Source organism: Streptomyces sp. Ag82_O1-12 (assembly GCF_900182715.1).
GTDB classification, from domain to species: Bacteria; Actinomycetota; Actinomycetes; order Streptomycetales; family Streptomycetaceae; genus Streptomyces; species Streptomyces massasporeus.
In genome coordinates this window covers 2203940-2228315 of sequence record NZ_FXUW01000001.1, presented here as the reverse complement: position 1 = coordinate 2228315, position 24376 = coordinate 2203940, and the positions used below count along the sequence as shown (strand labels likewise).

24 protein-coding genes and 1 riboswitch are annotated in these 24376 nt (G+C 72.1%); of the genes, 12 read left to right on the top strand and 12 right to left on the bottom strand.

Going from position 1 to position 24376, the window contains the following annotated elements:
- The first annotated feature begins 27 nt into the window (after positions 1–27).
- From macS to QOL88_RS10285, 3 genes are read left to right on the top strand one after another with little or no spacing between them, the layout of a single operon-like run.
- On the top strand, positions 28–1254 hold the full coding sequence (macS, locus tag QOL88_RS10295; RefSeq protein WP_097216142.1) for a MacS family sensor histidine kinase: 1227 nt from the start codon (positions 28–30) through the stop codon (positions 1252–1254).
- Positions 1251–1940 carry a response regulator gene (locus QOL88_RS10290; protein ID WP_097216141.1) on the top strand — a complete coding sequence of 230 codons (690 nt, stop codon included), beginning with the start codon at positions 1251–1253 and terminating at the stop codon, positions 1938–1940. The genes macS and QOL88_RS10290 overlap by 4 nt, the downstream gene beginning before the upstream one ends.
- Before the next feature lie 53 nt (positions 1941–1993).
- Entirely contained in the window at positions 1994–3022 is a 1029-nt protein-coding gene (locus QOL88_RS10285; protein ID WP_097216140.1) for a 6-phosphofructokinase, read from the top strand.
- 39 nt (positions 3023–3061) lie between these two features.
- On the opposite strand, the gene QOL88_RS10280 is transcribed toward QOL88_RS10285, so the two are convergent.
- A complete protein-coding gene (locus QOL88_RS10280) occupies positions 3062–4972 on the bottom strand; it encodes an anthranilate synthase family protein (protein WP_283445886.1) in 1911 nt (636 codons plus the stop codon).
- Positions 4973–5068: 96 nt separating this feature from the next.
- Positions 5069–5125, bottom strand: coding sequence for a trp operon leader peptide (locus tag QOL88_RS38815; RefSeq protein WP_078625594.1), 57 nt, complete (start codon positions 5123–5125; stop codon positions 5069–5071).
- 96 nt (positions 5126–5221) lie between these two features.
- On the opposite strand from QOL88_RS38815, the gene QOL88_RS10275 reads away from it, so the two are divergent.
- Positions 5222–6574, top strand: coding sequence for a class II 3-deoxy-7-phosphoheptulonate synthase (locus QOL88_RS10275; protein ID WP_097216139.1), 1353 nt, complete (start codon positions 5222–5224; stop codon positions 6572–6574).
- 157 nt (positions 6575–6731) lie between these two features.
- Positions 6732–6956, top strand: coding sequence for a (2Fe-2S)-binding protein (locus QOL88_RS10270; protein WP_179878823.1), 225 nt, complete (start codon positions 6732–6734; stop codon positions 6954–6956).
- Between the two features lie 16 nt (positions 6957–6972).
- On the opposite strand, the gene bfr is transcribed toward QOL88_RS10270, so the two are convergent.
- The gene (gene bfr, locus QOL88_RS10265) at positions 6973–7449 is read right to left on the bottom strand and encodes a bacterioferritin (RefSeq protein ID WP_097216137.1); all 477 of its coding nucleotides are present in this window, start codon (positions 7447–7449) and stop codon (positions 6973–6975) included.
- A 175-nt stretch (positions 7450–7624) separates the two neighbouring features.
- Here bfr and QOL88_RS10260 point away from each other — a divergent pair, with 175 nt between their 5' ends.
- The gene (locus QOL88_RS10260; protein WP_097216136.1) at positions 7625–8275 is read left to right on the top strand and encodes a sulfite oxidase-like oxidoreductase; all 651 of its coding nucleotides are present in this window, start codon (positions 7625–7627) and stop codon (positions 8273–8275) included.
- A gap of 43 nt (positions 8276–8318) precedes the next feature.
- Here QOL88_RS10260 and QOL88_RS10255 read toward each other — a convergent pair whose 3' ends face one another.
- The 5 genes from QOL88_RS10255 to thiO form a co-directional block, all read right to left on the bottom strand.
- Positions 8319–9197 carry a deoxyribonuclease IV gene (locus tag QOL88_RS10255; RefSeq protein ID WP_097216135.1) on the bottom strand — a complete coding sequence of 293 codons (879 nt, stop codon included), beginning with the start codon at positions 9195–9197 and terminating at the stop codon, positions 8319–8321.
- 58 nt (positions 9198–9255) lie between these two features.
- The gene (gene pknB, locus QOL88_RS10250) at positions 9256–11193 is read right to left on the bottom strand and encodes a Stk1 family PASTA domain-containing Ser/Thr kinase (protein WP_179878822.1); all 1938 of its coding nucleotides are present in this window, start codon (positions 11191–11193) and stop codon (positions 9256–9258) included.
- A gap of 93 nt (positions 11194–11286) precedes the next feature.
- The gene (locus QOL88_RS10245) at positions 11287–12084 is read right to left on the bottom strand and encodes a thiazole synthase (RefSeq protein ID WP_097216133.1); all 798 of its coding nucleotides are present in this window, start codon (positions 12082–12084) and stop codon (positions 11287–11289) included.
- A 2-nt stretch (positions 12085–12086) separates the two neighbouring features.
- Positions 12087–12287 (bottom strand): sulfur carrier protein ThiS, encoded by a 201-nt coding sequence (gene thiS, locus QOL88_RS10240; protein ID WP_097216132.1) that lies wholly within the window; start codon positions 12285–12287, stop codon positions 12087–12089.
- Positions 12284–13480, bottom strand: a complete 1197-nt coding sequence (gene thiO, locus QOL88_RS10235) for a glycine oxidase ThiO (RefSeq protein WP_097216131.1) — start codon at positions 13478–13480, stop codon at positions 12284–12286. The genes thiS and thiO overlap by 4 nt, the downstream gene beginning before the upstream one ends.
- Positions 13478–13589, bottom strand: a riboswitch (TPP riboswitch). Its footprint overlaps the gene before it by 3 nt.
- A gap of 52 nt (positions 13590–13641) precedes the next feature.
- On the opposite strand from thiO, the gene QOL88_RS10230 reads away from it, so the two are divergent.
- The 6 genes from QOL88_RS10230 (at position 13642) to QOL88_RS10205 (ending at position 18781) form a co-directional block, all read left to right on the top strand.
- Entirely contained in the window at positions 13642–13992 is a 351-nt protein-coding gene (locus QOL88_RS10230; RefSeq protein WP_031112823.1) for an avidin-fold protein, read from the top strand.
- A gap of 32 nt (positions 13993–14024) precedes the next feature.
- Complete coding sequence (locus tag QOL88_RS10225) at positions 14025–15266, top strand: NAD(P)/FAD-dependent oxidoreductase (protein WP_097216130.1); 1242 nt, start codon at positions 14025–14027, stop codon at positions 15264–15266.
- Positions 15267–15378: 112 nt separating this feature from the next.
- On the top strand, positions 15379–15744 hold the full coding sequence (locus QOL88_RS10220; RefSeq protein ID WP_030848153.1) for an Rv2175c family DNA-binding protein: 366 nt from the start codon (positions 15379–15381) through the stop codon (positions 15742–15744).
- 360 nt (positions 15745–16104) lie between these two features.
- Positions 16105–16764: a thiamine phosphate synthase gene (gene thiE, locus QOL88_RS10215; protein ID WP_097216129.1), complete on the top strand. Its 660-nt coding sequence runs from the start codon at positions 16105–16107 to the stop codon at positions 16762–16764.
- 98 nt (positions 16765–16862) lie between these two features.
- Positions 16863–17786: a methylenetetrahydrofolate reductase [NAD(P)H] gene (gene metF, locus QOL88_RS10210; protein WP_097216128.1), complete on the top strand. Its 924-nt coding sequence runs from the start codon at positions 16863–16865 to the stop codon at positions 17784–17786.
- 56 nt (positions 17787–17842) lie between these two features.
- Positions 17843–18781, top strand: coding sequence for an SCO2102 family sporulation regulator (locus QOL88_RS10205; protein WP_097216127.1), 939 nt, complete (start codon positions 17843–17845; stop codon positions 18779–18781).
- Positions 18782–18808: 27 nt separating this feature from the next.
- On the opposite strand, the gene QOL88_RS10200 is transcribed toward QOL88_RS10205, so the two are convergent.
- The 4 genes from QOL88_RS10200 to QOL88_RS10185 all read right to left on the bottom strand — a co-directional run bounded on the left by QOL88_RS10200 (position 18809) and on the right by QOL88_RS10185 (position 24320).
- Positions 18809–20299, bottom strand: coding sequence for a phytoene desaturase family protein (locus QOL88_RS10200; protein ID WP_097216126.1), 1491 nt, complete (start codon positions 20297–20299; stop codon positions 18809–18811).
- A 433-nt stretch (positions 20300–20732) separates the two neighbouring features.
- On the bottom strand, positions 20733–21362 hold the full coding sequence (locus QOL88_RS10195; RefSeq protein WP_097216125.1) for a TetR/AcrR family transcriptional regulator: 630 nt from the start codon (positions 21360–21362) through the stop codon (positions 20733–20735).
- 47 nt (positions 21363–21409) lie between these two features.
- Positions 21410–23494 (bottom strand): YhgE/Pip domain-containing protein, encoded by a 2085-nt coding sequence (locus QOL88_RS10190; protein ID WP_097216124.1) that lies wholly within the window; start codon positions 23492–23494, stop codon positions 21410–21412.
- On the bottom strand, positions 23466–24320 hold the full coding sequence (locus QOL88_RS10185) for an ATP-binding cassette domain-containing protein (RefSeq protein WP_097216123.1): 855 nt from the start codon (positions 24318–24320) through the stop codon (positions 23466–23468). The genes QOL88_RS10190 and QOL88_RS10185 overlap by 29 nt, the downstream gene beginning before the upstream one ends.
- Positions 24321–24376: the final 56 nt, after the last annotated feature.

Here is a 24376-nt window from a genome sequence, read left to right as displayed (position 1 = left end):
GGGGCTTCGCCGGGGGGGCAGGGGGAGATGGCCAAGCGCGAGCGTGTCATGAGGATGTCGGTCGAGCAGCCGCTGTGGCGTGCGCTCACCGCCTACCGGGTGCTCACGATGCTGTACGCGGTCGGCCTGTTCGCCACCGCCTACGACGAGTTCGTCCGCCCCTGGGTCGCTGTCGCCTACTACGCCGTGCTGTGCGGCTGGACCCTGGCCACCTTGCCCCGGGTCGCGAACGCCGCCCGCTGCACCAAGCGGTTCCTCGCCGCCGACCTCACCATCGCCGTCACCGGCATCGTGCTCACGACCGTCGCCGACGCGCACGAGCGGGTCCAGGCGGGCGGCCCGACCCTGCCGTCGATATGGACCGCCGGTTCCGTCCTGGCCTTCGCCCTCAAGGGCGGCTGGCGCTGGGCGGCCCTCGCCTCCTGTCTGGTGGCCGTCGCCAACCTGGTCGAGCGCGGCAGCCCGGCCCGCGACACCGTCCACAACGTCATCCTGGTCTGCATCGCCTCCGTCGCCATCGGCTACGTCGTCGAGGTCGCCCGCGCCTCCGAGCGCACCCTCGCCCGCGCCCTGGAGATCGAGGCCGCGACGCGCGAGCGGGAACGCCTCGCCCGGGACATCCACGACAGCGTGCTCCAGGTGCTGGCGATGGTGCAGCGCCGCGGGGCCGTGATCGGGGGAGAGGCGGCCGAGCTGGGCCGGATGGCCGGTGAGCAGGAGGTCGCGCTGCGCACCCTGGTCTCCGGCGGGCTCGTCCCGGTGTCGCGGGTCTCGGAGGACGCCGCCGAGGGCGCCGTCGTCCGGGCCGTCGAGGAGGAGCCGGAGCCGGGCGGCCCCGTCGACCTGCGCGCCCTGCTCGCGCCGTACGCGGGCGCCATGGTCAGCCTCGCCGAGCCCGGCGCGCCCGTGCCGCTGGCCCCGGCCGCCGCCCGGGAGGTGGCCGCCGCCGTCGGAGCGGCCCTGGACAACGTCCGCCGGCACGCCGGTGAGGACGCACGCGCGTGGATCCTGGTCGAGGACGAGCCGGACGAGGTGATCGTCACCGTCCGGGACGACGGACCCGGCATCCCGGAGGGGCGGCTCCTCCAGGCCGAGGGCGAGGGACGGCTCGGCGTCGCCCTGTCGATCCGCGGCCGGCTGCGCGACCTGGGCGGCAGCGCGGAACTGATCTCGGTGCCCGGCCAGGGCACGGAGGTCGAGCTGAAGGTACCGAAGGACGTGGCGGACACACGGGGGAAGGCGGAGCGGCGATGACGCAGACCAGCGGAGACCGGCAGGGCCCGATCAAGGTCATGGTCGTCGACGACCACCCCATGTGGCGCGACGCCGTCGCCCGCGACCTCGCCGAGTCGGGCTTCGAGGTCGTCGCCACCGCCGGCGACGGCGACCAGGCCGTACGCCGCGCCAAGGCAGCCGCACCCGACGTCCTCGTGCTCGACCTGAACCTGCCCGCCAAGCCCGGCGTCCAGGTCTGCAAGGAGGTGGTCGCCGCGAACCCCGCCCTGCGCGTCCTCGTGCTGTCCGCGAGCGGTGAGCACGCCGACGTCCTGGAGGCCGTGAAGTCCGGCGCGACCGGCTATCTGCTCAAGTCCGCCTCCACCGGGGAACTCCAGGACGCGGTCCGCCGCACGGCCGTCGGCGACCCGGTCTTCACCCCCGGCCTCGCCGGACTGGTCCTCGGCGAGTACCGCCGCCTGGCTTCCGAACCGGGCCCCGCCCCAGACACCGGCGAACCCAAGGCGCCGCGACTCACCGACCGCGAGACCGAGGTGCTGCGCCTGGTCGCCAAGGGCCTGAGCTACAAGCAGATCGCCGAACGCCTGGTCATCTCCCACCGCACGGTGCAGAACCACGTCCAGAACACGCTCGGCAAGCTCCAGTTGCACAACCGCGTGGAACTCGTCAGGTACGCGATAGAGCGCGGGCTCGACGACGAGTGAGGCGCACGTCACACTGACCCTTCGTCAGGCACCTGCGGCGAAGGGACTGTTCCATGCGCGTCGGAGTACTGACCGGAGGCGGCGACTGCCCCGGCCTCAACGCCGTCATCCGGGCCATCGTCCGCAAGGGCGTGCAGGAGTACGGCTATGACTTCACCGGCTTCCGGGACGGCTGGCGAGGACCCATGGAGGGCGACACCGTCCGTCTCGACATCCCCGCCGTGCGCGGCATCCTGCCTCGCGGCGGCACCATTCTCGGCTCCTCGCGGACCAACCCGCTGAAAGTGGAGAACGGCATCCGCCGGATCAAGGAGACCCTCGCCGGTCTCGAGGTCGAGGCGCTCATCGCCATCGGCGGCGAGGACACCCTGGGTGTGGCCGCCCGGCTGTCCGACGAGCACGGCGTGCCCTGCGTGGGCGTACCCAAGACGATCGACAACGACCTGTCCGCCACCGACTACACCTTCGGCTTCGACACCGCCGTCGGCATCGCGACCGAGGCCATCGACCGGCTGCACACCACCGCCGAGTCCCACATGCGCGTCCTGGTCGTCGAGGTGATGGGCCGGCACTCCGGCTGGATCGCCCTCCACTCGGGCCTGGCCGGCGGCGCCAACGTCATCCTCATTCCCGAGCAGCGCTTCGACGTCGAGCAGGTGTGCGCCTGGGTGACCTCCCGCTTCCGGGCGTCGTACGCGCCGATCGTCGTCGTCGCCGAGGGAGCCATGCCCAAGGACGGCGACATGGTCCTCAAGGACCAGTCGCTGGACTCCTTCGGGCACGTCCGGCTGTCCGGGGTCGGGGAGTGGCTCGCCAAGGAGATCGAGAAGCGCACGGGCAAGGAGTCCCGCACGACCGTCCTCGGGCATGTCCAGCGCGGCGGCACCCCCAGCGCCTTCGACCGCTGGCTCGCCACCCGCTTCGGGCTGCACGCCATCGACTGCGTCCGCGACCGCGACTTCGGCCGGATGGTCGCCCTGCGCGGCACGGACATCGTCCGCGTCCCCATCGCGGACGCCACGGCCCGCCTGAAGACGGTGGACCCGGCGCTGTACGAGGAGGTCGGGGTGTTCTTCGGCTGACCGGGACGCGGGTGTCCGGGGGCGACGGCCCCCGGACGGCTACACGGTCGTGTTGCGCAACCGACCCATCAACTCCCGCACGACAGCCGTGCCGTTCAGCGTCAGGATCGACTCCGGGTGGAACTGCACACCGGCGAACCCCGGCCCGCGCACGGCATGCACCTCCCCGCCCGTGGCCCTGCTGAGCTCGACACCGTGCGCGGCCAGCTCCTTGGCCACCTCGTCGTCGCAACGCGCCACGAAGCTGTTGTAGAAGCCGACGGTCTCCCGCCGCCCGAACAGATCGATCTCCGTCTGCGCCCCCTGGTACGGCACGTCCTTCCGCACGATGTCCAGCCCCAGCTCGGCCGCGATCAGCTCGTGCCCGAGGCAGACGCCGAGCACGCCGTGGTTCTCGCCGCGGATCACCTCGGCGGTCAGCGAGCGCAGGAACCGCATCTTCGGATCGGTGAGATCGGCCGGGTCCCCGGGCCCCGGGCCGAGCACGACGGGCCCCTCGTGCGCGAGCACCGCCTCCCGGAGCCCGTCCTCGTCGTACCGCCGCACGGACACCTCCAGGCCGCTGGAGCGCAGCACGTGCGCGAGCATCGCCGTGAAGGTGTCCTCGCCGTCCACGACCAGGGCGTGTCCGGCCAGTTCCGCCGCGGGCTCCTGCATGCGCAGCCAGAAGGGGGCCAGCGAGGCCCGGCGTCCGTCCAGCGCGGCCCGCACGCGAGGGTCGTCCGCGAGGCGTTCCCGCGTGTGTTCCGTACGCGGCCGTGACGGCCGTACGCCCAGCGCCGCCAGCACACCCGCCGCCTTGGCGTGCGTCTCGGCCACCTCGCCCGCCGGGTCCGAGCCGCGCACGAGGGTCGCGCCGACCGGCACCCGCAGATGCCCGTCGGCGGAGATGTCGGCGGTGCGGATCAGGATGGGGGAGTCGAGGGTCTGGGACCCGCCCGGATCCCGGCCGATCAGGGCCAGAGCCCCGGCGTAGTACCCGCGCCCGCCGCTCTCGTGCCGCTCGATCACCCGGCAGGCGTTCTGCACCGGCGAGCCGGTGACGGTCGCCGCGAACATGGTCTCCTTCAGCACCTCCCGCACGTCCATCGAGGACCGGCCGCGCAGTTCGTACTCGGTGTGCGCGAGGTGCGCCATCTCCTTCAGCCGGGGCCCGACCACGACCCCGCCCATGTCACCGACGGTGCACATCATCTTGAGCTCCTCGTCGACGACCATCGACAGCTCCTCGATCTCCTTGCCGTCGGCGAGGAAACCGAGCAGGTGCTCGGGGGTGGGCCCCTCGGCGGGGTAGCGGTAGGTGCCGCTGATCGGGTTCATGACGACCGTGCCGCCGGACATCCGCACATGCACCTCGGGGCTGGCCCCGACCAGCGTGCGCCCACCCGTCTCCCGCCCCCGCCCTTCCAAGGAAGGCCCTTCGGGCCCTTCTTGATCTCCGGTGTGCACGACGAACGTCCAGTACGCACCCCGCTCGCCCTCCAGCAGCCGCCGGAACAGCGCCAGCGCGTCGGCCCGCCCGAACCCCGGGATCTCGCCCTCGTACGTCCGCCGGATCACGAAGTTCGCGCCCTCGCCCCGCCCGATCTCCTCGCGCAGCACACGTCCGACGATCTCGCCGTACTCCTCGTCGGCGACATCGAAGCCGCCGTCCTCGACGCGCACGTCGTGCGCCGGGAGCTGCTCCAGGGCCTCGGCCAGCGGAACGCCGTACGACTCCTCGGGTGTGAGGGCCAGCAGGGGCGTGCCGTCGTCGCGGACGTCGAAGCCACGCTCACGGATCTGCCGGAAGGGCACCAGCGCGAGGCTCCGGTCGGGCAGGTCGGCGAGGCGGTCGTGCGGGGCGACCGGGCCGACCAGGACCTCGACCAGATCCTGGTCGTGGCCCGGGGTGCGGCGGCGCAGCAGGGCGAACGGACGGGGGTCGTCCAGCAAGCCGAGCAGGTTCATGGGTCCGTACTCCATCTCGGTGAGAGAGGAACGGACCCCGGGAAACGCCGAAGGCCGCCCCTCGGGCGGCCTTCGCGAAGTCGTGAGTACGCGCAGTCAGCGGGCCGCCGGATGAGCGGTCCACCACCAGGTCTGGGTCGAATGCGCGAACATGCGACGCACCCTACCCCACGTCCGAGGGGCGTACGGGGTGTCTCACTTGCTGGGCATGGGTCTGGACGTCCGACCCGACCCCGTAGTGTTGAGGTCGTGACCGTGAACGCTAAGACCAGCGCGAGTGCTGGCAACACCTGGCGAAACCTGCCCGCGGCGCAGCAGCCCGAGTACCCCGACACCGAGGCTCTGCGCGCAGTCGTTGCGGAGCTCGAGTCGTATCCGCCGCTCGTCTTCGCGGGCGAGTGCGACCAGCTGCGCGCCCGGATGGCGTCCGTCGCCAAGGGAGAGGCGTTCCTCCTCCAGGGCGGCGACTGCGCCGAGGCCTTCGACGCGGTGTCCGCCGACCACATCCGCAACAAGCTGAAGACGCTGCTCCAGATGGGCGCCGTGCTCACGTACGCCGCGTCCGTGCCGGTCGTGAAGGTCGGCCGGATCGCCGGCCAGTACTCCAAGCCGCGCTCCAAGCCGACCGAGACCCGCGACGGCGTGACGCTGCCGACGTACCGCGGCGACTCCGTCAACGGCTTCGACTTCACCGAGGCCGCGCGCGTCCCGGACCCCGAGCGGCTGAAGCGGATGTACCACGCGTCCGCCTCCACGCTGAACCTGGTGCGCGCCTTCACCACCGGCGGTTACGCCGACCTGCGTCAGGTGCACGCCTGGAACCAGGACTTCGTGAAGTCGTCCCCGTCGGGTCAGCGCTACGAGCAGCTGGCGCGCGAGATCGACAACGCGCTGAACTTCATGCACGCCTGCGGGACCGACCCGGAGGAGTTCAAGACGGTCGAGTTCTTCGCCTCGCACGAGGCGCTGCTGCTCGACTACGAGTCCGCGCTGACCAGGGTCGACTCGCGCACGGGGCAGCTGTACGACGTCTCCGGGCACATGGTGTGGATCGGTGAGCGCACCCGGCAGCTGGACCACGCGCACATCGAGTTCGCCTCGAAGATCCGCAACCCGATCGGCATCAAGCTGGGTCCGACGACGACGGCCGAGGACGCGCTCCAGTACATCGACCGTCTCGACCCGGACCGCGAGCCGGGCCGACTGACCTTCATCGTCCGCATGGGCGCCGACAAGGTCCGCGACAAGCTCCCGGAACTGGTCGAGAAGGTCACCGCCTCCGGTGCCACCGTCGCCTGGATCACCGACCCGATGCACGGCAACACCTACGAGGCGGCCTCCGGGCACAAGACCCGCCGCTTCGACGACGTGCTCGACGAGGTCAAGGGCTTCTTCGAGGTCCACAAGGCCCTCGGCACCCACCCGGGCGGCATCCACGTGGAGCTCACCGGCGACGACGTCACCGAGTGCGTGGGCGGCGGCGACGAGATCTTCGTCGACGACCTGCACCAGCGCTACGAGACGGCCTGCGACCCGCGGCTCAACCGCAGCCAGTCGCTCGACCTGGCGTTCCTCGTGGCCGAGATGTACAGGGACCAGTAACGGGTCCGCTGTTACCGGAGCATGGACTGGGGCGCGGATCACACGATCCGCGCCCCTCTCCACTTTTGTGCTCCGGACCCGGCGGGTAAGGTTAGGTTAGCCTCACCGATCAACGGGGACGGCGCATCCGAGAACGACCCGTCGGGAGGTGAACCGCGTGTACGTCTGCAGTTGCTTCGGGATCACCGAGCAGCAGGTCAAGCAGCACGCGGACGGCGGCGCCTGTACCCCCCGCCAGATAGCCTCCGCCTGCAAGGCGGGCACGGACTGCGGGTCCTGTGTGCGCCGCATCCAGTCGATCCTGGGCAGGGGAGCCTGCCCTCGCCGCGACCTGGCCGACGAGGGCCGGCCGGTGCTCTCGGACCTCGAAGACGCCGCCTGACGCCGCCGGACCCCGGCTAGCTCGGCTGCTCGATCTGCTGCGCGATGTACAGCGCCTCGCCGAGCTTGTCGATCAGCTCCAGCTGCGTGTCCAGATAGTCGATGTGGTGCTCCTCGTCCTCGAGGATCGACTCGAAGAGGTTCGCCGACGTGATGTCGCCCTTGGTGCGCATCACCTCGATGCCGCGCTTGAGCCGGTCGATCGCCTCGACCTCGACCTGCCGGTCCGCCTGGAACATCTCGGTGACCGTCTGGCCGACCCGTACGTGGAAAAGTCGCTGGTAGTTCGGCAGGCCGTCCAGCATGAGGATGCGCTCGGTGATCTTGTCCGCGTGCTTCATCTCATCGATGGACTCTTCACGCGTGTACTTGGCGAGCTTGGTCCAGCCGTTGTTGTCCTGGATCCGGTAGTGCAGCCAGTACTGGTTGATCGCCGTCAGCTCGCCGGTCAACTGCTCGTTGAGGAATTCGAGGACCTCGGGGTCGCCCTGCATCGCAGAGGCTCCTTCCACGCGGGGGAACTGGCAGGTTGCGCCGCATGATTCCACTGGGGAAGAAGATCGTCCAGTAAGTCTCCACTTAGTAAGTAAGGGCGTGCTTAGTTGAGTTTGTCCCCTTTCGGAGTGGGCCCGGTCAGGGGCATCGCCCGGGGTCTGTCAGGATGGAGTCATGGGTCAGCCGCTGGAACACGAATCGGGAGAAGGGCGCGATCCAGCAGGAGCGACGCAACCCGACCTGCCCCCGGGGCAGCGGTTGCAACGCGGCTGGCCGGTCACGCACTACGGCCCCGTTCCCAAGTTCCGGCCCGAGCGCTGGGAGTTCCGGGTCTTCGGCGCCACCGCCGACGGCGGCAAGTACTGCTGGACCCACGAGGAGTTCACGGCCCTGCCCCACACCACCGTCGTGGCCGATCTGCACTGCGTCACGAAGTTCAGCATGCTGGGTGCCGAGTGGGGCGGAATCCCCGCGCGCACGCTCCTCGACCTCGCCCCGCCCGCGGACGACGTCACCCATGTGATGGTGTGGGCCGAGTACGGATTCAGCTCCAACCTCCGGCTCGCCGACTTCGCCGGCGAGCAGGTCCTCTTCGCCACCCACAAGGACGGTGAGCTGCTCACCGCCGAGCACGGTTTCCCCCTGCGCCTGATCGTTCCCCACCTCTACGCCTGGAAGGGCCCCAAGTGGGTGCGCGGCGTGGAGTACATGACCGCCGACCGGCGTGGGTTCTGGGAGGAGCGGGGCTACCACAACATCGGCGACCCCTGGCAGGAGCAGCGCTACTCGTACCAGGAGCTGCCCGGGGACGGGCCCGACCTCTGACGGACCCAGGCGTCGCCGACGGGCTCGGTCGTGGTCGGCGGGCTCAGCCGTCGCGCAGCTTCTTCAGCCGTTCCACGTCGGCCGCGTGCCCCTGCTTGCCGCCCGGCGTCTCGATGATCAGCGGCACGCCCTCGGTCGCGGGGTGCGTCATCAGGGCCCGGAACGGGTCCTCGCCGATGTGGCCGACGCCGATGTTCTCGTGCCGGTCCTTGTGGGCACCCACCACGTCCTTGGAGTCGTTGGCGTGGATCAGCTTCAGCCGGCCCTCGCCGACCGTGTCCACCAGCAGGTCCAGCGTCTGGTGCATGCCGGCGGGGCCGGTCAGGTCGTGCCCGGCCGCGAAGATGTGGCAGGTGTCCAGGCACACGCCGAGCATCGGGTGGGCGTCCAGCGCCTCGAAGTACGGGCCGAAGTCCCACGTCCGCGAGCACAGGGAGGCGCCCTGGCCCGCGGTCGACTCCAGCAGCAGGAACGGGTCGTCGTCGTGGGTCAGCTCGTCCAGCAGCGGCAGCAGGTGTTCCCGCACCTGCTTCAGCGCCACCGACCGCTCCCGGCCGCCGGTCGCGCTGCCGGTGTGCACGACCACGCCCAGCGCTCCGATCTCCCGCCCGCGCCGCAGCGAGTGCCGCAGCGACTCCACCGACCGCTCCACGGTCGCCTCGGTGTGCGAGCCGAAGTTGATCAGGTAGGGGGCGTGCACATAGGCCGGGACCGACTCGGCCGCGCACACCGCGCGGAACGCCTCGTCCTGCTTGGGGTTTCCGGTCGGCGTGGCCCAGCCGCGCGGGTTGGCGACGAAGACCTGGACGGCCTCCGCCTTCAGGTCACGGGCGTACGACAGGCCTACGGAGTGGAGCCCACCGGCCACGGGGACGTGGCCGCCCACCGGGTTGCGGGAGGCGCCGGACAGCTGACTGTTCACCCGTTCAGGGTGTCATGCGTCCGGCCCTGCCCCGTCCACGGGCTCCCGCCCGCCGTCGTCACCTGATCTTGATGGTGATCGTCGAGCCCTTGGGCGCGGTGCGACCGCCCTCGACGGACTGGCTCTTGACCTCGTCGCCGAAGATGCCGAACAGCCCGCGGTCCTCGTCGACCTCGAACCCGGCGCCCTCCAGCGCCTGCCTGGCGTCGTCGACGCTGTCGCCGACCACGTCCGGGACCTCGATCATCTCGGGGCCCTTGGACAGCGTCAGCGTCACGGTGTCGCCCTCGGCCGCCGCGCCGCCGGACTTCGGTGTCTGCCGGACGACCTGGCCCTTGTCGTACTCGGAGGAGGTGACCCGCTCGGTGGCGATCTTCACCTTGAGGCCGGCCTCCGTCAGCTCGGACCTCGCGTCGGCCTCGTCGGAGCCGGTGACGTCGGGGATGTCGATGCGGGCGCCCTTGCTGACGACCAGCGCGACACCCGTGCCCGCGCGCACCTTCGTGCCGTCCGCCGGGCGCGCGGTGATCACCGAGCCGCGCGGCACGTCCTCGCTGAACTCCCGGGTGACCATGCCCGGCTCCAGCCCGTCCTCCTTCAGCAGGCTCCGCGCCTTGTCCAGCTTCCGGCCGGCCAGGGCGGGCACCCGCACGGTCTCGGGCCCGTCGGAGACGGTGATGCCCACCGCGTCGTTGCCGCGGATGCGCGCCCCGGCCTTCGGGTCGCTGCTGATGATCTGGCCGCGCTCCACGGTGTCGCTGTAGGCGTGCTTCACCTTGCCGAGCTCGAGACCGGCGTCCTGCAGCCGGTCCTCGGCCTGCTCCTGGGTCTTCGCCAGCAGCGGCGGGACCTCGGTGAACTGGCCGGAGTTGATGTACCAGATGCCGGCGCCGAGGCCGAGCACGAGCAGGACGGCGACGACGATCGCCGCCGGGCCGCGCCGGGAGCCCGAGCGGCGCCGGCTCGGCGGGGGCGGCGGCGGGGACGCGAAGCGGCTGGTGCGGTCGAGGGCGGCTCCGGAGGCCTCGTCGTCCTCGTTGACCGGCAGCGGGCGCGGCGTGGTCAGGGCGCGCGGGATCACCGTCGTCCGGTCGTCGCCGTTGTCATGCTCCACGGCGAGTGCCTGCGGCGGCACCGCGTCCAGCTGGTCCTCGCTCAGCCGGCCGCGTCCGTCACGGACCTGCGCGAGCAGCGCCACCGCGTCGTACGGGCGGACGGCCGGGGTGCGGGCCGTCGCCGAGGCGACCAGCTCGTCCAGCTCGTACGCCATGCCGGGCACGGCCGCCGAGGGCGGGGGCACGTCCTCGTGCAGGTGCTTGTAGAGGATCACGGCGGGGGAGTCCCCGTCGTGCGGCTTGTCGCCGGTCAGCATCTCGTACAGCATCACGCCGCACGCGTACACGTCGACGCGGGGATCGGCGGTGCCGTCCTCTATCTGCTCCGGGGCGAGGTACGAGACCGTGCCGAGGACGGTGCCGGTGGTGTTCGTCACCGTGTCCACGGCCCGGACGAGCCCGAAGTCGGCGACCTTCACCCGGCCGTCGTCCCCTATCAGGACGTTCTCGGGCTTCATGTCGCGGTGCACGAACCCGGCGCGATGCGCGGCGCCCAGCGCGGCCAGCACCGGCTCCAGGATGTCCAGCGCGGCCCGCGGCTGCAGGGCGCCGCGCTCGCGCAGCACGTCCCGCAGGGTGCAGCCCGCCACGTACTCCATCGCCAGGTACACGTACGAGCCGTCGTTGCCCTGGTCGAAGACCTGCACCACGTTCGGGTGGGCCAGCCGGGCCACGGACTTCGCCTCGCGGATGAACCGCTCGACGAACGAGGCGTCGACCGCGAGCGAGGGGTGCATCACCTTGAGCGCGAGGATCCGGTCGAGCCGGGTGTCCACGGCCCGGTAGACCGTGGCCATCCCGCCGACCGCGATCCGCGAATCGATGCGATACCGGCCGTCGAGCACCTGCCCGACCAAGGGGTCCTGAAGGGTCGTGTCCACGCAGGCGAGTGTACGAGCCGACACCGACAGCTCTCCCGCCCCGCCCGTTTTCGGGGCGCGACTGCAGCCGACCTGTGACGTGTGGACGAGCCCCTACTGGAAAGCGGGCCGCTCGGGGTCCAGGGCGGCCATTCCCTCCGACGGCGAAGACGCCTCCGCGAAATGCCGCCGAGGGATACGCCCGGCCCGATACGCCAACCGCCCGGCCTCCACCCCGTTCCTCATGGCGGCGGCCATCAGCACCGGCTCCTGCGCCCGCGTCACCGCCGAGGCGAGCATCACACCCGCGCACCCCAGCTCCATCGCCAGCGCCGCGTCCGAGGCCGTGCCCGCGCCCGCGTCCAGGATCACCGGCACGCGCGCGTGCTCCACGATCAGCTGGAAGTTGTGCGGGTTGCGGATCCCCAGCCCGGAGCCGATCGGCGAACCCAGCGGCATGATCGCCGCGCAGCCCACGTCCTCCAGCCGCCGGGCCAGCACCGGGTCGTCGTTGGTGTACGGCAGCACCGTGAACCCGTCGTCGACCAGGGTCTCGGCCGCCTCCAGCGTCTCGATCGGGTCCGGCAGCAGCGTGCGCTCGTCGGCGATGACCTCCAGCTTGACCAGGTCGGTTCCGAGGGCCTCGCGCGCGAGACGGGCCGTGAGGACGGCCTCGCCGGCGGTGAAGCAGCCCGCCGTGTTGGGCAGCACCCGGATGCCGAGCCGGTCCAGGACGGACAGCACCGAGCCGTGCACCGAGGCGTTCACCCGGCGCATCGCGACGGTCGTCAGCTCCGTCCCCGAGGCGACGAGCGACCGCTCCAGCACATCCAGGCTGGGCGCCCCGCCCGTGCCCATGATCAGACGGGAGGTGAACGACGTACCACCGAGGACGAACGGATCGTCGGCCATGGTCAGCCTCCTTGGACGGCGGTGAGGACTTCCACGCGGTCTCCCTCGGTCAGGGGCGTGGCCGGCCACTGCGTGCGCGGGACGACGGTTTCGTTGAGGGCGGCGGCCACGCCCGAGGGCGAGGCGGTGAGCGACCTCACGACGGTGTCGAGAGCCGTGCCGGGCCGGACGTCCCGGGGCTCCCCGTTGACGGAGATGTTCATGCGGGCTGCTCCGAGAGTGCGGTGGCGGGACTGAAGCGCTTCGGCGTGAAGGGGCGCGCCTCCTCGGGGAGTTCGCCCGTCGCCAGGACGTGCGCCATGGCGTCGCCGGTCACGGGCGTGAGCAGGACGCCGTTGCGGTAGTGGCCGGTGGCCAGCAGCAGCCCCTCCAGACCGGTCGGGCCCAGCAGCGGCGCGTTGTCGGGGGAGCCGGGCCGCAGGCCGGCCCGGGTCTCGGTGAGCGGCAGCTCGGTGATGCCCGGGACCAGCTCGTGCGCGTCCCGCAGCAGCTCGTACACGCCGCCCGCGGTCACGGTGGTGTCCCAGCCCAGCTCCTCGCTGGTCGCCCCGACGACGAGCTCGCCGCTCGCGCGCGGCACCAGGTAGACGTGGCTGCCGCGCACGACCGCGCGCACGGTCCGGTTCAGGAACGGCCCGTGCCGCCGCGGCATGGTCAGCCGCAGGACCTGACCCTTCACCGGCCGCACGGGAGGCAGCACGTCCTGCGGGACGCCCGCGAGCCGCCCGCTGAGACTGCCCCCGGCGAGCACCACCTGCCCGGCGGCCACCTCGCTCCCGTCGGCCAGGACGACACCCGTGGCCCGGTCCCGGACGACGGTCAGCCGCTCCGCCCACGTCCGGTGGAAGACCACGCCCGCCCGCTCGCAGGCGACGACCAGCGCCCCGGCCAGCCGTCGCGGGTCGATCTGGTGATCGCCGTCGACCCGCAGTCCGCCGCGCACGCCCGGCGCGAGCATCGGCTCCAGGCGCCGGCACTCGCGCCCCGACAGCCACTGCGACTCCAGGCCCGACTGCTGTTGCAGGGCGTGCAGTTCACGCAGGTGGGCCCGGTCGTCGGCGTCCAGGGCCACGGCGAGCGTGCCGCAGCGGCGGTAGCCGAGGTCCTGGCCGGTCAGCTCGGTGAGCTCGGCGGCGAAGTCCGGGTAGCGGCGGGCCGAGGCGAGGTTCAGGCCGAGCAGGGTCTGCTCGCCGTAGTGCAGTTCCGTGACGGCGGCCAGCATGCCGGCCGCCACCTGTGCGGCTCCGCCGCCGGGCTCGGGGTCCACGAGGGCGGTGGTGAACCCGCGTTGCGCGGACCGCCAGGCCGTGACCAGGCCGATGATCCCGCCCCCGATGACGAGGACGTCTGACGACGCGGGTGTGGATGTGGATGTGGATGTGGACGTAGGCGACATGGGCGTCCAGCCCCTCCCTTCGCCGGCATGACCCGGATCAGGTTCGTACGGTCGGAGGCCGCCAGCCTCCCTCTCAGCCCGGTGCGTCCGGGCTCCCGCGAGTGCTTTACGTTGGCCACCCTAGCCCGATGCCGTAGCTCGCAGTAAGGGAGCCTCCGTCCATGGCCCGATCCCTCGACGGTCTCGTCCTCGCCCCGGTCGCCGACCAGGCACCCGGTCAGGTGGGCACCCGCACCCGGTTCACGTACCACGAACGGCAGGGCGAGATCTGGGCCGAGTACACGGGCGGCGACGTCGTACGCGGGCATCTCGTGGGTACCCGTGAGGGTGACCGGCTGGACTTCCGGTACGTCCAGCTCAAGCGGGACGGGACCACGTCCTCGGGGCACTGCGTCTCGACGGTCGTGGAGCTGCCCGACGGGCGGGTGCGGCTGGAGGAGACCTGGGAGTGGGAGTCCCAGCGGGGCGACGGCACGAGCGTTGTGGAGCAGGTCACGGCGCATGAGCACTGACTGACAATGTGTCAGGTGTCTATGGTGATCAGGTGAGCGAGCAGACGCAGCAACCAGGTTCGTCCGCGCCGCGGCGCGTCGTCGTGGCGGGCGCGGGCATGGCCGGGGTGCAGACCGCCGTCGCCCTGCGCGAGCAGGGCTTCGCCGGGGACGTGATCCTGATCGGCGCCGAGCCCCACCAGCCCTACGACCGGCCCCCGTTGTCCAAGGCCGTCCTGCTCGGCAAGTCCGAGGGCTCCGCCTTCGACGTCGACTTCGAAGCCCTCGGCATCGAACTGCGGCTCGGCTGCGAGGTACTGGGCCTGCGCCCCGCCGACCACGAGCTCGACACCGAGGACGGGCCCGTGCCCTACGACGTCCTGGTCGTCGCGACCGGCGCCGAACCGGTCCGGCTGCCGGGCGCGGAGGGCGTGCCCGGCGTGCATCTGCTGCGCACCCTGGACGACGCCGAGCGGCTGCGGCCGGTGCTGGCCCGCCGGCACGACATCGTGGTCGTCGGCGCGGGCTGGATCGGCGCGGAGTTCGCCACGGCCGCGCGCGAGGCGGGCTGCGCGGTGACCGTCGTCGAGGCCGCCGAACGGCCGCTCGCCGGGGCACTGCCCGCCGAGGTCGCCGCCCCGATGGCCGGCTGGTACGCCGACGCGGGCGCGGTCCTGCGGACGCACGCGCGTGTGGCGCACGTGGAGCCCGGTGCCGTTTTCCTCGACGACGGCTCGCGGCTGCCCGCGGACGCGGTCGTCGTCGGCATCGGCGCCCGCCCCGCCACGGCCTGGCTGGCCGGCTCCGGGATCGAGCTGGGCACCCAGGGCGAGATCGTGGCCGACGAACATCTGCGCTCCACCGCTGTGGACGTGTACGCGGTCGGCGACTGCGCCTCCTTCCCCTCCGGGCGCTACGGCGAGCGTCTGCTGGTCCACCACTGGGACAACGCCCTCCAGGGGCCGCGCACGGTGGCCCGGAACATCGTCGGCCGGGTCGCGGGGGAGGCGCCGGCGGTGTACGACCCGGTGCCGTACTTCTGGTCCGAGCAGTTCGGGCGGTTCGTCCAGTACGCCGGGCACCACGCGGACGCGGACACGACCCTGTGGCGGGGCGACCCCTCCGGACCGGCCTGGACGGTGTGCTGGCTGCGCGGGGAGCGGCTGGTCGCGCTGCTGGCGGTCGGCCGGCCCCGGGATCTGGCGCAGGGCCGCCGCCTGATCGAGTCGGGCGTCCCGATGAATCCGGTACTGCTGACGGATCCGGCCAGGCCCCTGAAGGCGGCCACGGCGTAGGCAGCCCGGGCCGTCGCGGGGCCGCGGGGCGGCGCTGACGGGGAGGGGCGCGGCAGCCCGGCCGGACCGAGCCGACTTCCGACTGTCAGTGGTAAATGGCAGGCTGGTTTCCGTGACCGAGATTGACGCAAAGATCGATGCTCTCGTCCCCGCCTGGCTCACCCTCCCCGACATCGCCGAACAGTTCGGCGTCGAGGTGACGCGTGTGCGGCAGCTGGTCAAGGACGGCCAGCTCATCGCCGTACGCCGTGGTGAGAACCGCGCGCTGCACGTCCCCGCCGCCTTCATCGACGGGGACAAGGTCGTCAAGGGCCTGTCCGGGACCTTGACGCTCCTGCGGGACGACGGCTTCACGGACGAAGAGATGCTGGAGTGGCTCTTCACCCCGGACGACAGCCTGCCCGGCACCCCCGCGCAGGCGCTCAGCGAGAATCGCGGCACGGAGGTGAAGCGCCGCGCCCAGGCGCTCGCGGTCTGACCCGGCCGCGACGGGACAACCGTCCGGTGCCGTGTGAGCGGGGCCGGACCTGAACAACCGCCCGATGTGGGGCCGTGGCCCGAGAGGTCACGGCCCGGGGGTGACTCGCGCCCGTTCCGGCCGGGCGTACCCGGGCCCGGGGCAGGCGTAAGGTGCCCGAGGCGTTCGCGGCAGGACAGGGGTGCTCCCGCGTCGCACGCCCGGCAGCCACGTGCTCCGGCACCCGGGAGCCGCACACCCGGCAGCGGGTGCTCCGGCACCCGGGACCTGTACACCCGCAGCGGGTGCTCCGGCACCGCGGACCCACCGATCCGCGGGCGCGTCCGCACCCGCACACCACCGACACCCTGGGGGACACGCATGACCGGCACCGCAGCCGCCACCGCACGGGCCCGGCTCGCCGACGCCCGCGTCTACCTCTGCACCGACGCGCGCACGCGACAGGGCGACCTCGGGGACTTCCTCGACGCCGCGCTGTCCGGCGGCGTCGACATCGTGCAGCTGCGGGACAAGGGCATGGAGGCCGGTGAGGAGCTGGAGCACCTGGCCGTCTTCGCCGACGCCTGTGCCCGGCACGGCAAGCTGCTCGCGGTCAACGACCGGGCGGACGTCGCCCACGCCGCCGGCGCCGACGTCCTGCACCTCGGCCAGGGCGACCTCCCGGTCCCCGCGGCCCGCGCGCTCCTCGGTGACGACGTCCTGATCGGCCGTTCCACCCACGCCGAGTCCGAGGCCGCTGCGGCCGCCGTCCAGCCGGGCGTGGACTACTTCTGCACCGGCCCGTGCTGGCCGACGCCGACCAAGCCCGGCCGTCACGCGCCAGGCCTGGACCTCGTCCGGTACACGGCCGCCCTCGGCACCGACCGTCCCTGGTTCGCCATCGGCGGCATCGACCTCTCCAACCTCGACCAGGTCGTGGAGGCCGGGGCCCGGCGCGTCGTCGTCGTACGGGCGATCACCGAGGCCGACGACCCGGGGGCCGCGGCGGCCGAGTTCGCCAAACGGCTGCGGGAGGCGTAGTTACGACGGTTTGTCCAAGGGATGGACAACAGGCGGACAATCCGGGCAAATGTCGGCCTGCGGTTGGGGGACCGACGGCCCCTGGCTAACCTGCCGGTATGGCCCTCGGCACCGCATCCATCAGGTCGGACCACGCTCGCACCGTCCGCGACATGCTCGCGGCCGGCAAGACGACGTACTCGTTCGAGTTCTACGCCCCCAAGACCCCGAAGGGCGAGCGGAACCTGTGGAACGCGCTGCGCCGGGTCGAGGCCGTGGCGCCCGACTTCGTCTCCGTCACCTACGGCGCGGGCGGTTCGACCCGCGCGGGCACGGTCAAGGCGACCGAGGCGATCGCCTCCGACACCACCCTCACCCCGATCGCCCACCTCACCGCGGTCGACCACTCGGTGGCCGACCTGCGCAACATCATCGGCCAGTACGCCGACGCCGGGATCCGCAACATGCTCGCCCTGCGCGGCGACCCGCCCGGCGACCCGATGGGCGACTGGGTGCCGCACCCCCGGGGCCTGGCCTACGCCGCCGAACTCGTCGAGCTGATCAAGGCCTCCGGTGACTTCTGCGTGGGCGTCGCCGCCTTCCCGGCGATGCACCCGCGCTCCGCCGACTGGGACGCCGACGTCCGCCACTTCGTCGACAAGTGCCGGGCGGGCGCGGACTACGCCATCACGCAGATGTTCTTCCAGCCGGAGGACTACCTCCGGCTGCGTGACCGGGTCTCGGCCGCGGGCTGCGACACCCCGATCATTCCCGAGATCATGCCGATCGCGAGCGTGAAGTCGCTGGAGCGGATCGGGTCGCTCACCAACGCCGCGTTCCCGTCTGCCCTGAAAGAGCGGATCCTCACAGCAAAAGACGATCCGGCCGCTGTACGCTCCATTGGGATCGAATTCGCCACGGAGTTCTGTGCGCGGCTGCTCGACGAGGGCGTGCCCGGCTTGCACTTCATCACGCTCAACAACTCCACCGCGACACTCGAGATCTACGAGAACCTGGGCCTGCACCACTCACCGCAGGCCTAGACCGTTCGCACCGGTATACGACACACTGCGTAACGGCCACTGGGAGAGGGGCGTACATGGGCTGGGCGGTCCTCTACATCGCGTTCGGCATCGTCGCGCTGTGGCTGCTGGGCGAGGTGCTGTTGCAGTACAAGGCGCGGCTGCGCTGGCGCCTGCTGGCCTTCGTCGGGTTCCTCGGTGTCGTCGTCGGTGTCCTGATCCCGTCGGTCGTGGTGATCGGACTGGGCGCGGCCGCCTTCGCGGTCGGGCAGACGTACGTCACCCTGTCGTTCCGCAGCGGCTTCGCGGCCGGCTGGGCGATGAACGCGCCCGCGCTGGGCGGCAGCAAGCGCCGCCGCGGTGAGCGGGGCCGCCGGGAGCCGACCCTCGAGGTCTCCGGCCTGGAGGCCGAGGGGGGCCACGACGAGGAGGCCGCTGGCGCCTACCGCCGCGACCCCGCCGCCTACGGCCAGGACGACGACTACGACCGCGACGACGTCTTCACCCCCGCCCGCCCCGCCCACGACCCGACGGCCGCCGAGACCACAGCCATCTACGAGCCGCAGCCCATGCCCGACGACACCGGCTCCTACGGCGTCTACGACAACGGGTACCAGGGGGCGGGCCAGCAGGCCCACGACCAGCACGCGGCCCAGGCGGCCGACCAGTCGTACTCCTACGACTACTCCGGTTACGGCCAGCAGCAGGGCTATGACGCCACGGGCCAGCAGCAGTACGCCGCCTACTCCGACCCGTACATCGGCTCCTCGAACTACGGCCAGGGCTCCTACGACACCACGTACGGCGACCAGCAGTACTACGGCCAGCAGGGCTACACCCAGGACCAGTACACCGGCACCTACGGCGGCGAGACCCCGCCCGGCGGGGTGTGGGTCCCGCAGCAGCGCAACACCGACGAGTACGGGCAGGAACTGCCGCCGGAGCAGCCGTACCCGTACCAGGGCGGCGGGCAGCAGCCGCAGGGGAACGGCTTCGACGAGCAGTACCGTTTCTGAAGCCCCGCCCACGCCGGGACGGCGCGCTCACTGAGAGCCGCGGAACTCCGGCCCCTCCACGATCAGTCCCGCGACCAGCGCGCCCGACATGCCCGCGTGCGGCAGTCCGCCGCCGGGGTGGGTCCAGCCGCCCACGGTGAACAGACCAGGCACCCGCGTGCTGTTGGACGGGTGCAGCAGCCGTCCGCCGGCCGCCGCCAGGGCCGGCACGGGCACCGCCCCGCCCTCCGCGCCCGTCGCGTCCGCGAAGTCGGCCGGGGTGCGCACCTCGCGCCACAGGAGGCGCTCTCGCAGGCCGGGGACGGCCCGCTCGGCGACGGTGATCACATCGTCGGTGAGGTCGTCGCCGGACCGGTCGAGCCGGGCGGGCACCACCGTCGTCAGGGTGACCGACTCGTGGTCCTCCGGGGCGAGTCGCGGGTCGTCGGGCCGCAGAACCGTGACCGTGGGGTGCGGGTCCCGCGCCGCCGTGCCGAAGAGGGCGTCCAGCTCCGCGTCACGGTCGCGCGCATGGACCACCGTGCGGTGTGCCGTGCCCTCGGGGCGGGCGCCGCGCAGGGCGAGCAGCACGGTCAGCCGGCTGGCCGCGGCGGGCTGTGGCGGCACCTCGCCGTCGCCCCGCACCGGGGTCCCCTCCGTCAGCCGGTCCAGGACGCCCGGCGCGACACCGGCCACCACGAAGTCCGCCTCCGCGACCGACCCGTCGGCGAGTTCCACCCCCGACGCCCGGCCGTCCTTCTCCAGCACACCGGTGACGTCGGCGCCGAAGTGAAACTCGACCTTCCGGTCCAGGCACCGCTCGTACACCGCCCGCGCCAGCTCGCGCAGGCCGCCGCGCACGTACCAGGTGCCGAAGGCGTGCTCCATGTACGGCAGGACGACCGCGCTCGCCGGGGTGACCCGGGGATCCAGGCCGTGGCCGAGGGCGTGACTCTCCAGGAGCGCCGTGAGCCGGGGGTCGCGCAGCTCCCAGGCGCCGACCTCGGCGAGGGTGGCGGCCCGGCGGGTGCGCAGCAGCCGCTTGTGGGGCACCGACGGGTAGGGCTCACGCTCGGCCAGCACCTGCCAGTTCGGCCACAGGGGCTCCTCCAGCAGCGGTCGGCGGGTCCGGTCCCAGGCCTCGCGGGCCCGGACCAGGACGTCGCCCCAGCGCTTCCCGGCGTCCGCGCCCAGTGCCTCGTCCAGGGCGGCCACGACGCCCGCGCGTGAGGCGTTCGGCAGCGACACCTCCGTGCCGTCCGCGAACACGTGCCGGGACGACGGGTCGACCTGGACCAGCTCGACGCGGGACTCCAGTGGCTCCTTGCCCGTCTTGACGAACAGGTCGCGGTAGACGGCCGGCAGCGGCAGCAGACCGGGGCCCGTGTCGAAGGAGAACCCCTCGCGCTCGAAACGGCGCAGCGCTCCGCCGTACGTGTCCGTCCGCTCGTACACCGCCACCCGGTGGCCCGCCACGGCCAGCCGGGCGGCAGCCGTCAGCGCGCCCATCCCTGCGCCGATCACCGCAATCCGTGCCATGCCGGCGACTTTATCGGCCGCCACCGACAACGCCGGCCCGCGGTCCTGCGAGTACGGGCGCGGAGGCGATCGTGACCAGGTGACGACGGAGCGTCGTGGGGCCCCGTGCGCAGGCCTGAGTACGCGTACCTAGTGGTGGAGTTGAGTACGCGCGCGGATGGGGGACGACCTGCGCGGACGAGAGAGTGGGGGCACGGAGAGGGGCACGGCTCCGGCACCGGCGACACGGGGCGCCGGAACGGAGCCGGCCCACGATCCGCTCCTTCCGCCGGCGGTGCCGGCGGGAGCGAGGCACGGGGGAAACCGGGGGACGACCGAACGGGGGTCGTGCGGGGGGACGCACGGGGGAGCACGGAAGGCGCCGGTTCGAGGCGGCCCGCGGGGGACGCGGCCGTATCGGACCGGCGCCTTCACATGTGCGGCGCGGGTTCGCTCAGCGGCAGCCGCTGACCCGCCCCTGGAGGAGCCGGGACAGCGCCGCGTGGACGTCGTCCAGGGAGCGTTCCGCCTGGAAGGACTTCCAGTCGAGGGCGGCCACCAGGACCATGCCGACCAGCGCGGACGCCGTCAGCGGGATGTCGATCTCCTCGCTGAACTCACCGCCCGCAACGCCGTCGCGCAGCACGTCCTCCACCACCGCGACGGCCTGCTGCCTCACCACCATCAGCGTGGACTGCCAGGTCCGGTTGGTGCGCCACAGTTCGGCCACGTAGAGCTGGGTGAAGGCCGGGTAGCGGTCGATGAAGACCAGTCCCGCCCGGATCATCGCGTCCAGGGCGTCGACCTTGCTGCCGCCCTCCCGCGCGGTGCCATCGGCCGCTTCCCGCAGGGAGGCGGTCAGCAGCCCCACTCCGTGCCGCAGCAGTTCCTCGAAGAGGACGGACTTGCTCGCGAAGTTGTAGTAGACCGTGCCCTTCGCGACCCCGGCCCGCTCGGCGATCTCGTCCACGGTGGTCGCGGAGAACCCCTGCTCGGCGATGAGCGTGACGGCCGCCTCGTAGAGCTTTTGCCGGGTGGCCTCGCGGCGCGTGCTGCCGCCCGACGCGGCACTGCTGCTTTCCATGGCCCTGATTGTCACAGGAACCTCTCCGGGGGACGCGACGGTGGGGCTCACAGGGTCAGCTCCGGGTGCAGCCGGTCCAGCGTCCACACCTGACGTCGGCGGGCCGCCACGGCGGTCAGCGCGAGCGCGCCCGCGGTGAACGCCGTCAGCACCACGCACGCGTGCCACACCGGTTCGAGTCCACCGCCGGTGATGAGCCGCCTGAGGGCCTCGACGACGTAGCTCATCGGCAGGAACGGGTGGAGCGCGTTGAAGAACCCGGGACTGGTCTGCACGGGGTACGTGCCGCCCGCCGAGGTCAGCTGGAGCATCAGCAGCGCGAGGACGAGGATCCGGCCCGCCGCCCCGAAGCGCGCGTTCAGCCACTGCACGATCGCCGCGAAGCACGCCGTCACCAGGAACAGGAATCCCACCGTCCCGGCCGCTCGGGCCATCTGAAGGCCGACGGCCCAGTGCAGCACCGACATCAGCGCCACGGTCTGGAGCACCCCGATCGCCACCACCGGCAGCCAGCCCGCCAGGGCGATCCGCCACGCCGAGGCGCCCGCGGCGAGCGCGCGCCGGTTCATGGGCGCGATCAGCATGTACGCCACCATCGCGCCCACCCACAGGGACAGCGGGATGAAGTACGGGGCGAACCCGGTGCCGTAGTTGGGCGCCTTGTGCATGTCGTGCGAGGCGAGCCGCACGGGGTCGGCCATGACCTCGGTGCGCCGGTCGCGGTCCTGCTCGTCGTAGTCGGGGATCTTCTTCGCCCCGTCGTGCAGGCCGCCGGCGAGCTCCCCGGAGCCGTCGACGAGCTTGAAGATGCCGCCGTTGAGGTCGTCCGCGCCCGTCTTCAGCTTGCCGACGCCCTTGTCCAGGTCGACGGCGCCGGTCTTGGCCGTGCCGATCCCCTTGTGCAGCTTCTTCGCACCGGCGGCGACCTCGGCCGCCCCGTCGTTCAGCTTGTTGATCTTCTTGACGGCGTCGGTGAGGTCCTCCGAAAGATGCGGTGCGCGGTTCGCGAGGGCCTGTGACTGCTTCTGGAGGGTGGCGAGGTTCTTGTCGAGCTTGTCCAGGTCGCCGTCCTGGTCCGCGATCAGCGTGTTGAGGTCGTCCGCGATGGTGGTGACGTCGGCGGCGGCGTCCTTGGCCTTCTTCAGGTCGGAGCAGGCCGCGTCGGGCAGGACGGGATCGTCGCAGCGCCGGGCGTAGACGTCGGTCAGCGTGCCGGACGCGGCGCGGGCGCCCTTGGCGGCGGTCGGGGCCGTCTTCACCAAGGTGTCCAGGTGCTTGCGGATCACCCCGGAGGAGTCGGCGACCAACTGGGCGGTGTCACCGATGGTCTTCTCGTTGCCCTTCAGGAAGGGGCCCACCTTGTCGGCGGTGCCGTTGACCCGGTCGGCGAGCTTCTGCGTGCCCTCGGCGACCCGTTTCGAACCGTCCTCCAGGTCGCCCGCGCCGGTGTTGAGCTTCTTCAGGCCCGTGGCGAGCTTGCCGCTGCCGTCCTTGGCGTCCTTCAGGCCGTCGGCGAGGTCCTTGGAGCCCTTCTCGGCCTTGCCGATGCCGCCGTTGAGCCGGTCGGCGCCCTTCGCCGCCTTCACGGTCTTGCCGTGGATGTCGGAGAACGACACGAAGATCTTGTCCAGGAACGACCGGGACGTCTTCGTGGACGCCGCCTGCCGCACTTCGCTGAAGACCGTCCGGGAGATCTGCCCGACGATGTAGTTGTTCGCGTCGTTCGTGCGCACCTGGAGGGCGCCGGTCTCCGGGGTGTTCCCGGAGCTGGAGGCGATCCGCTCGCTGAAGTCGGCGGGCAGCGTGAGCGAGAGGTAGTAGCTGCCGTCCTCGACGCCCCTGCGGGCCTCGGCGGCGCTCACCTCCTGCCAGTCGAAGGTCTTGCTGTCGTGCAGGCCCTTCGTGATGTCGTCGCCCGCCGTGATCTTCTTTCCGTCGGCGGTCGCACCCTTGTCGTCGTTCACCAGCGCCACCGGGATCTTGTCCAGACGGCCGTACGGGTCCCAGAACGACCACAGGTACAGCGCGCCGTACAACAGCGGCAGCACCAGCAGCGCGACCAGCGCGGCGCGCGGCAGCTTCCCCCGCCCGAAGCGGCGCAGCTCAAGCGCGGCCAGTTTCGGTGAGCGCACCGGCCTTCCCCTCTCCCTGGTCGGTCTTGTCGGCGGCCTGGTCGGCCTCGGTGGCCTCGTCGGTCCTGTCGGCCTGATCGGTCTCGTCGGCCCGGTCTGCCTCGTCCTCGGTGGGCGGCTCCTCGCGGCTCGGCGCGGTGGAGACCTTGACGGCGCCCTCGGGAGCCTCGCTGCATACCGCCACGACCGTCGTCCCGGCATCGGCCAGCGATCCGAGCAGCGCCCAGACCTCCCCGCGTTCACCGTCCGAGAGCTTGAGGTCGGTGTCGTCGATGCCGAGCAGCCGCGGTCCGCCGACGAGGGCGAGCGCCACCGACAGCCGCAGTGCCTCCAGGCGCTCCAGGTCCCGGACGGCCGTGCGCGGCCCCTTGGGCAGCGCCTCGACGTCGAGCCCGGCGCCCTCGAGCGCGGCCTCGACTCGCCGCCCGGCCTCGGCCGCCCGCTCGCCGCGGGGCCGCAGCAGTCCGCGCAGTGACGCGCCGAACCGCCGCTGGAGCAGCGCCCGTTCCCGCAGGTGCTCGGCGACGGTCAGCGCCGGGTCGAGGTCGGTGACCCCCGGGACGTGCGCCAGCGCGCTGATGCCGCGCACCGCCGCCATCTGCTTCGGCAGCCGCGCGTCGCCCACGGCGGCCGTGCCCTCCGCGACCTTCATCCGCCCCGTCAGCGCGAGCAGCAGGCACGTACGGCCGGACCCGGACGGGCCCTCGACCGCGATGAGCGCACCCGGCTCGGCGTCGACGGAGATCCCGCGGACCGCCCACCCCCGTGGCCCCTTGATCCCGAGGCCGTCGGCGACGATCCGCACCCCTCCCGCCTGTTCCCCCATGGGTCTCCCCTGAATTTGAACTGACTGGTCAGTGCAAAAACTACTCCGAACCTACG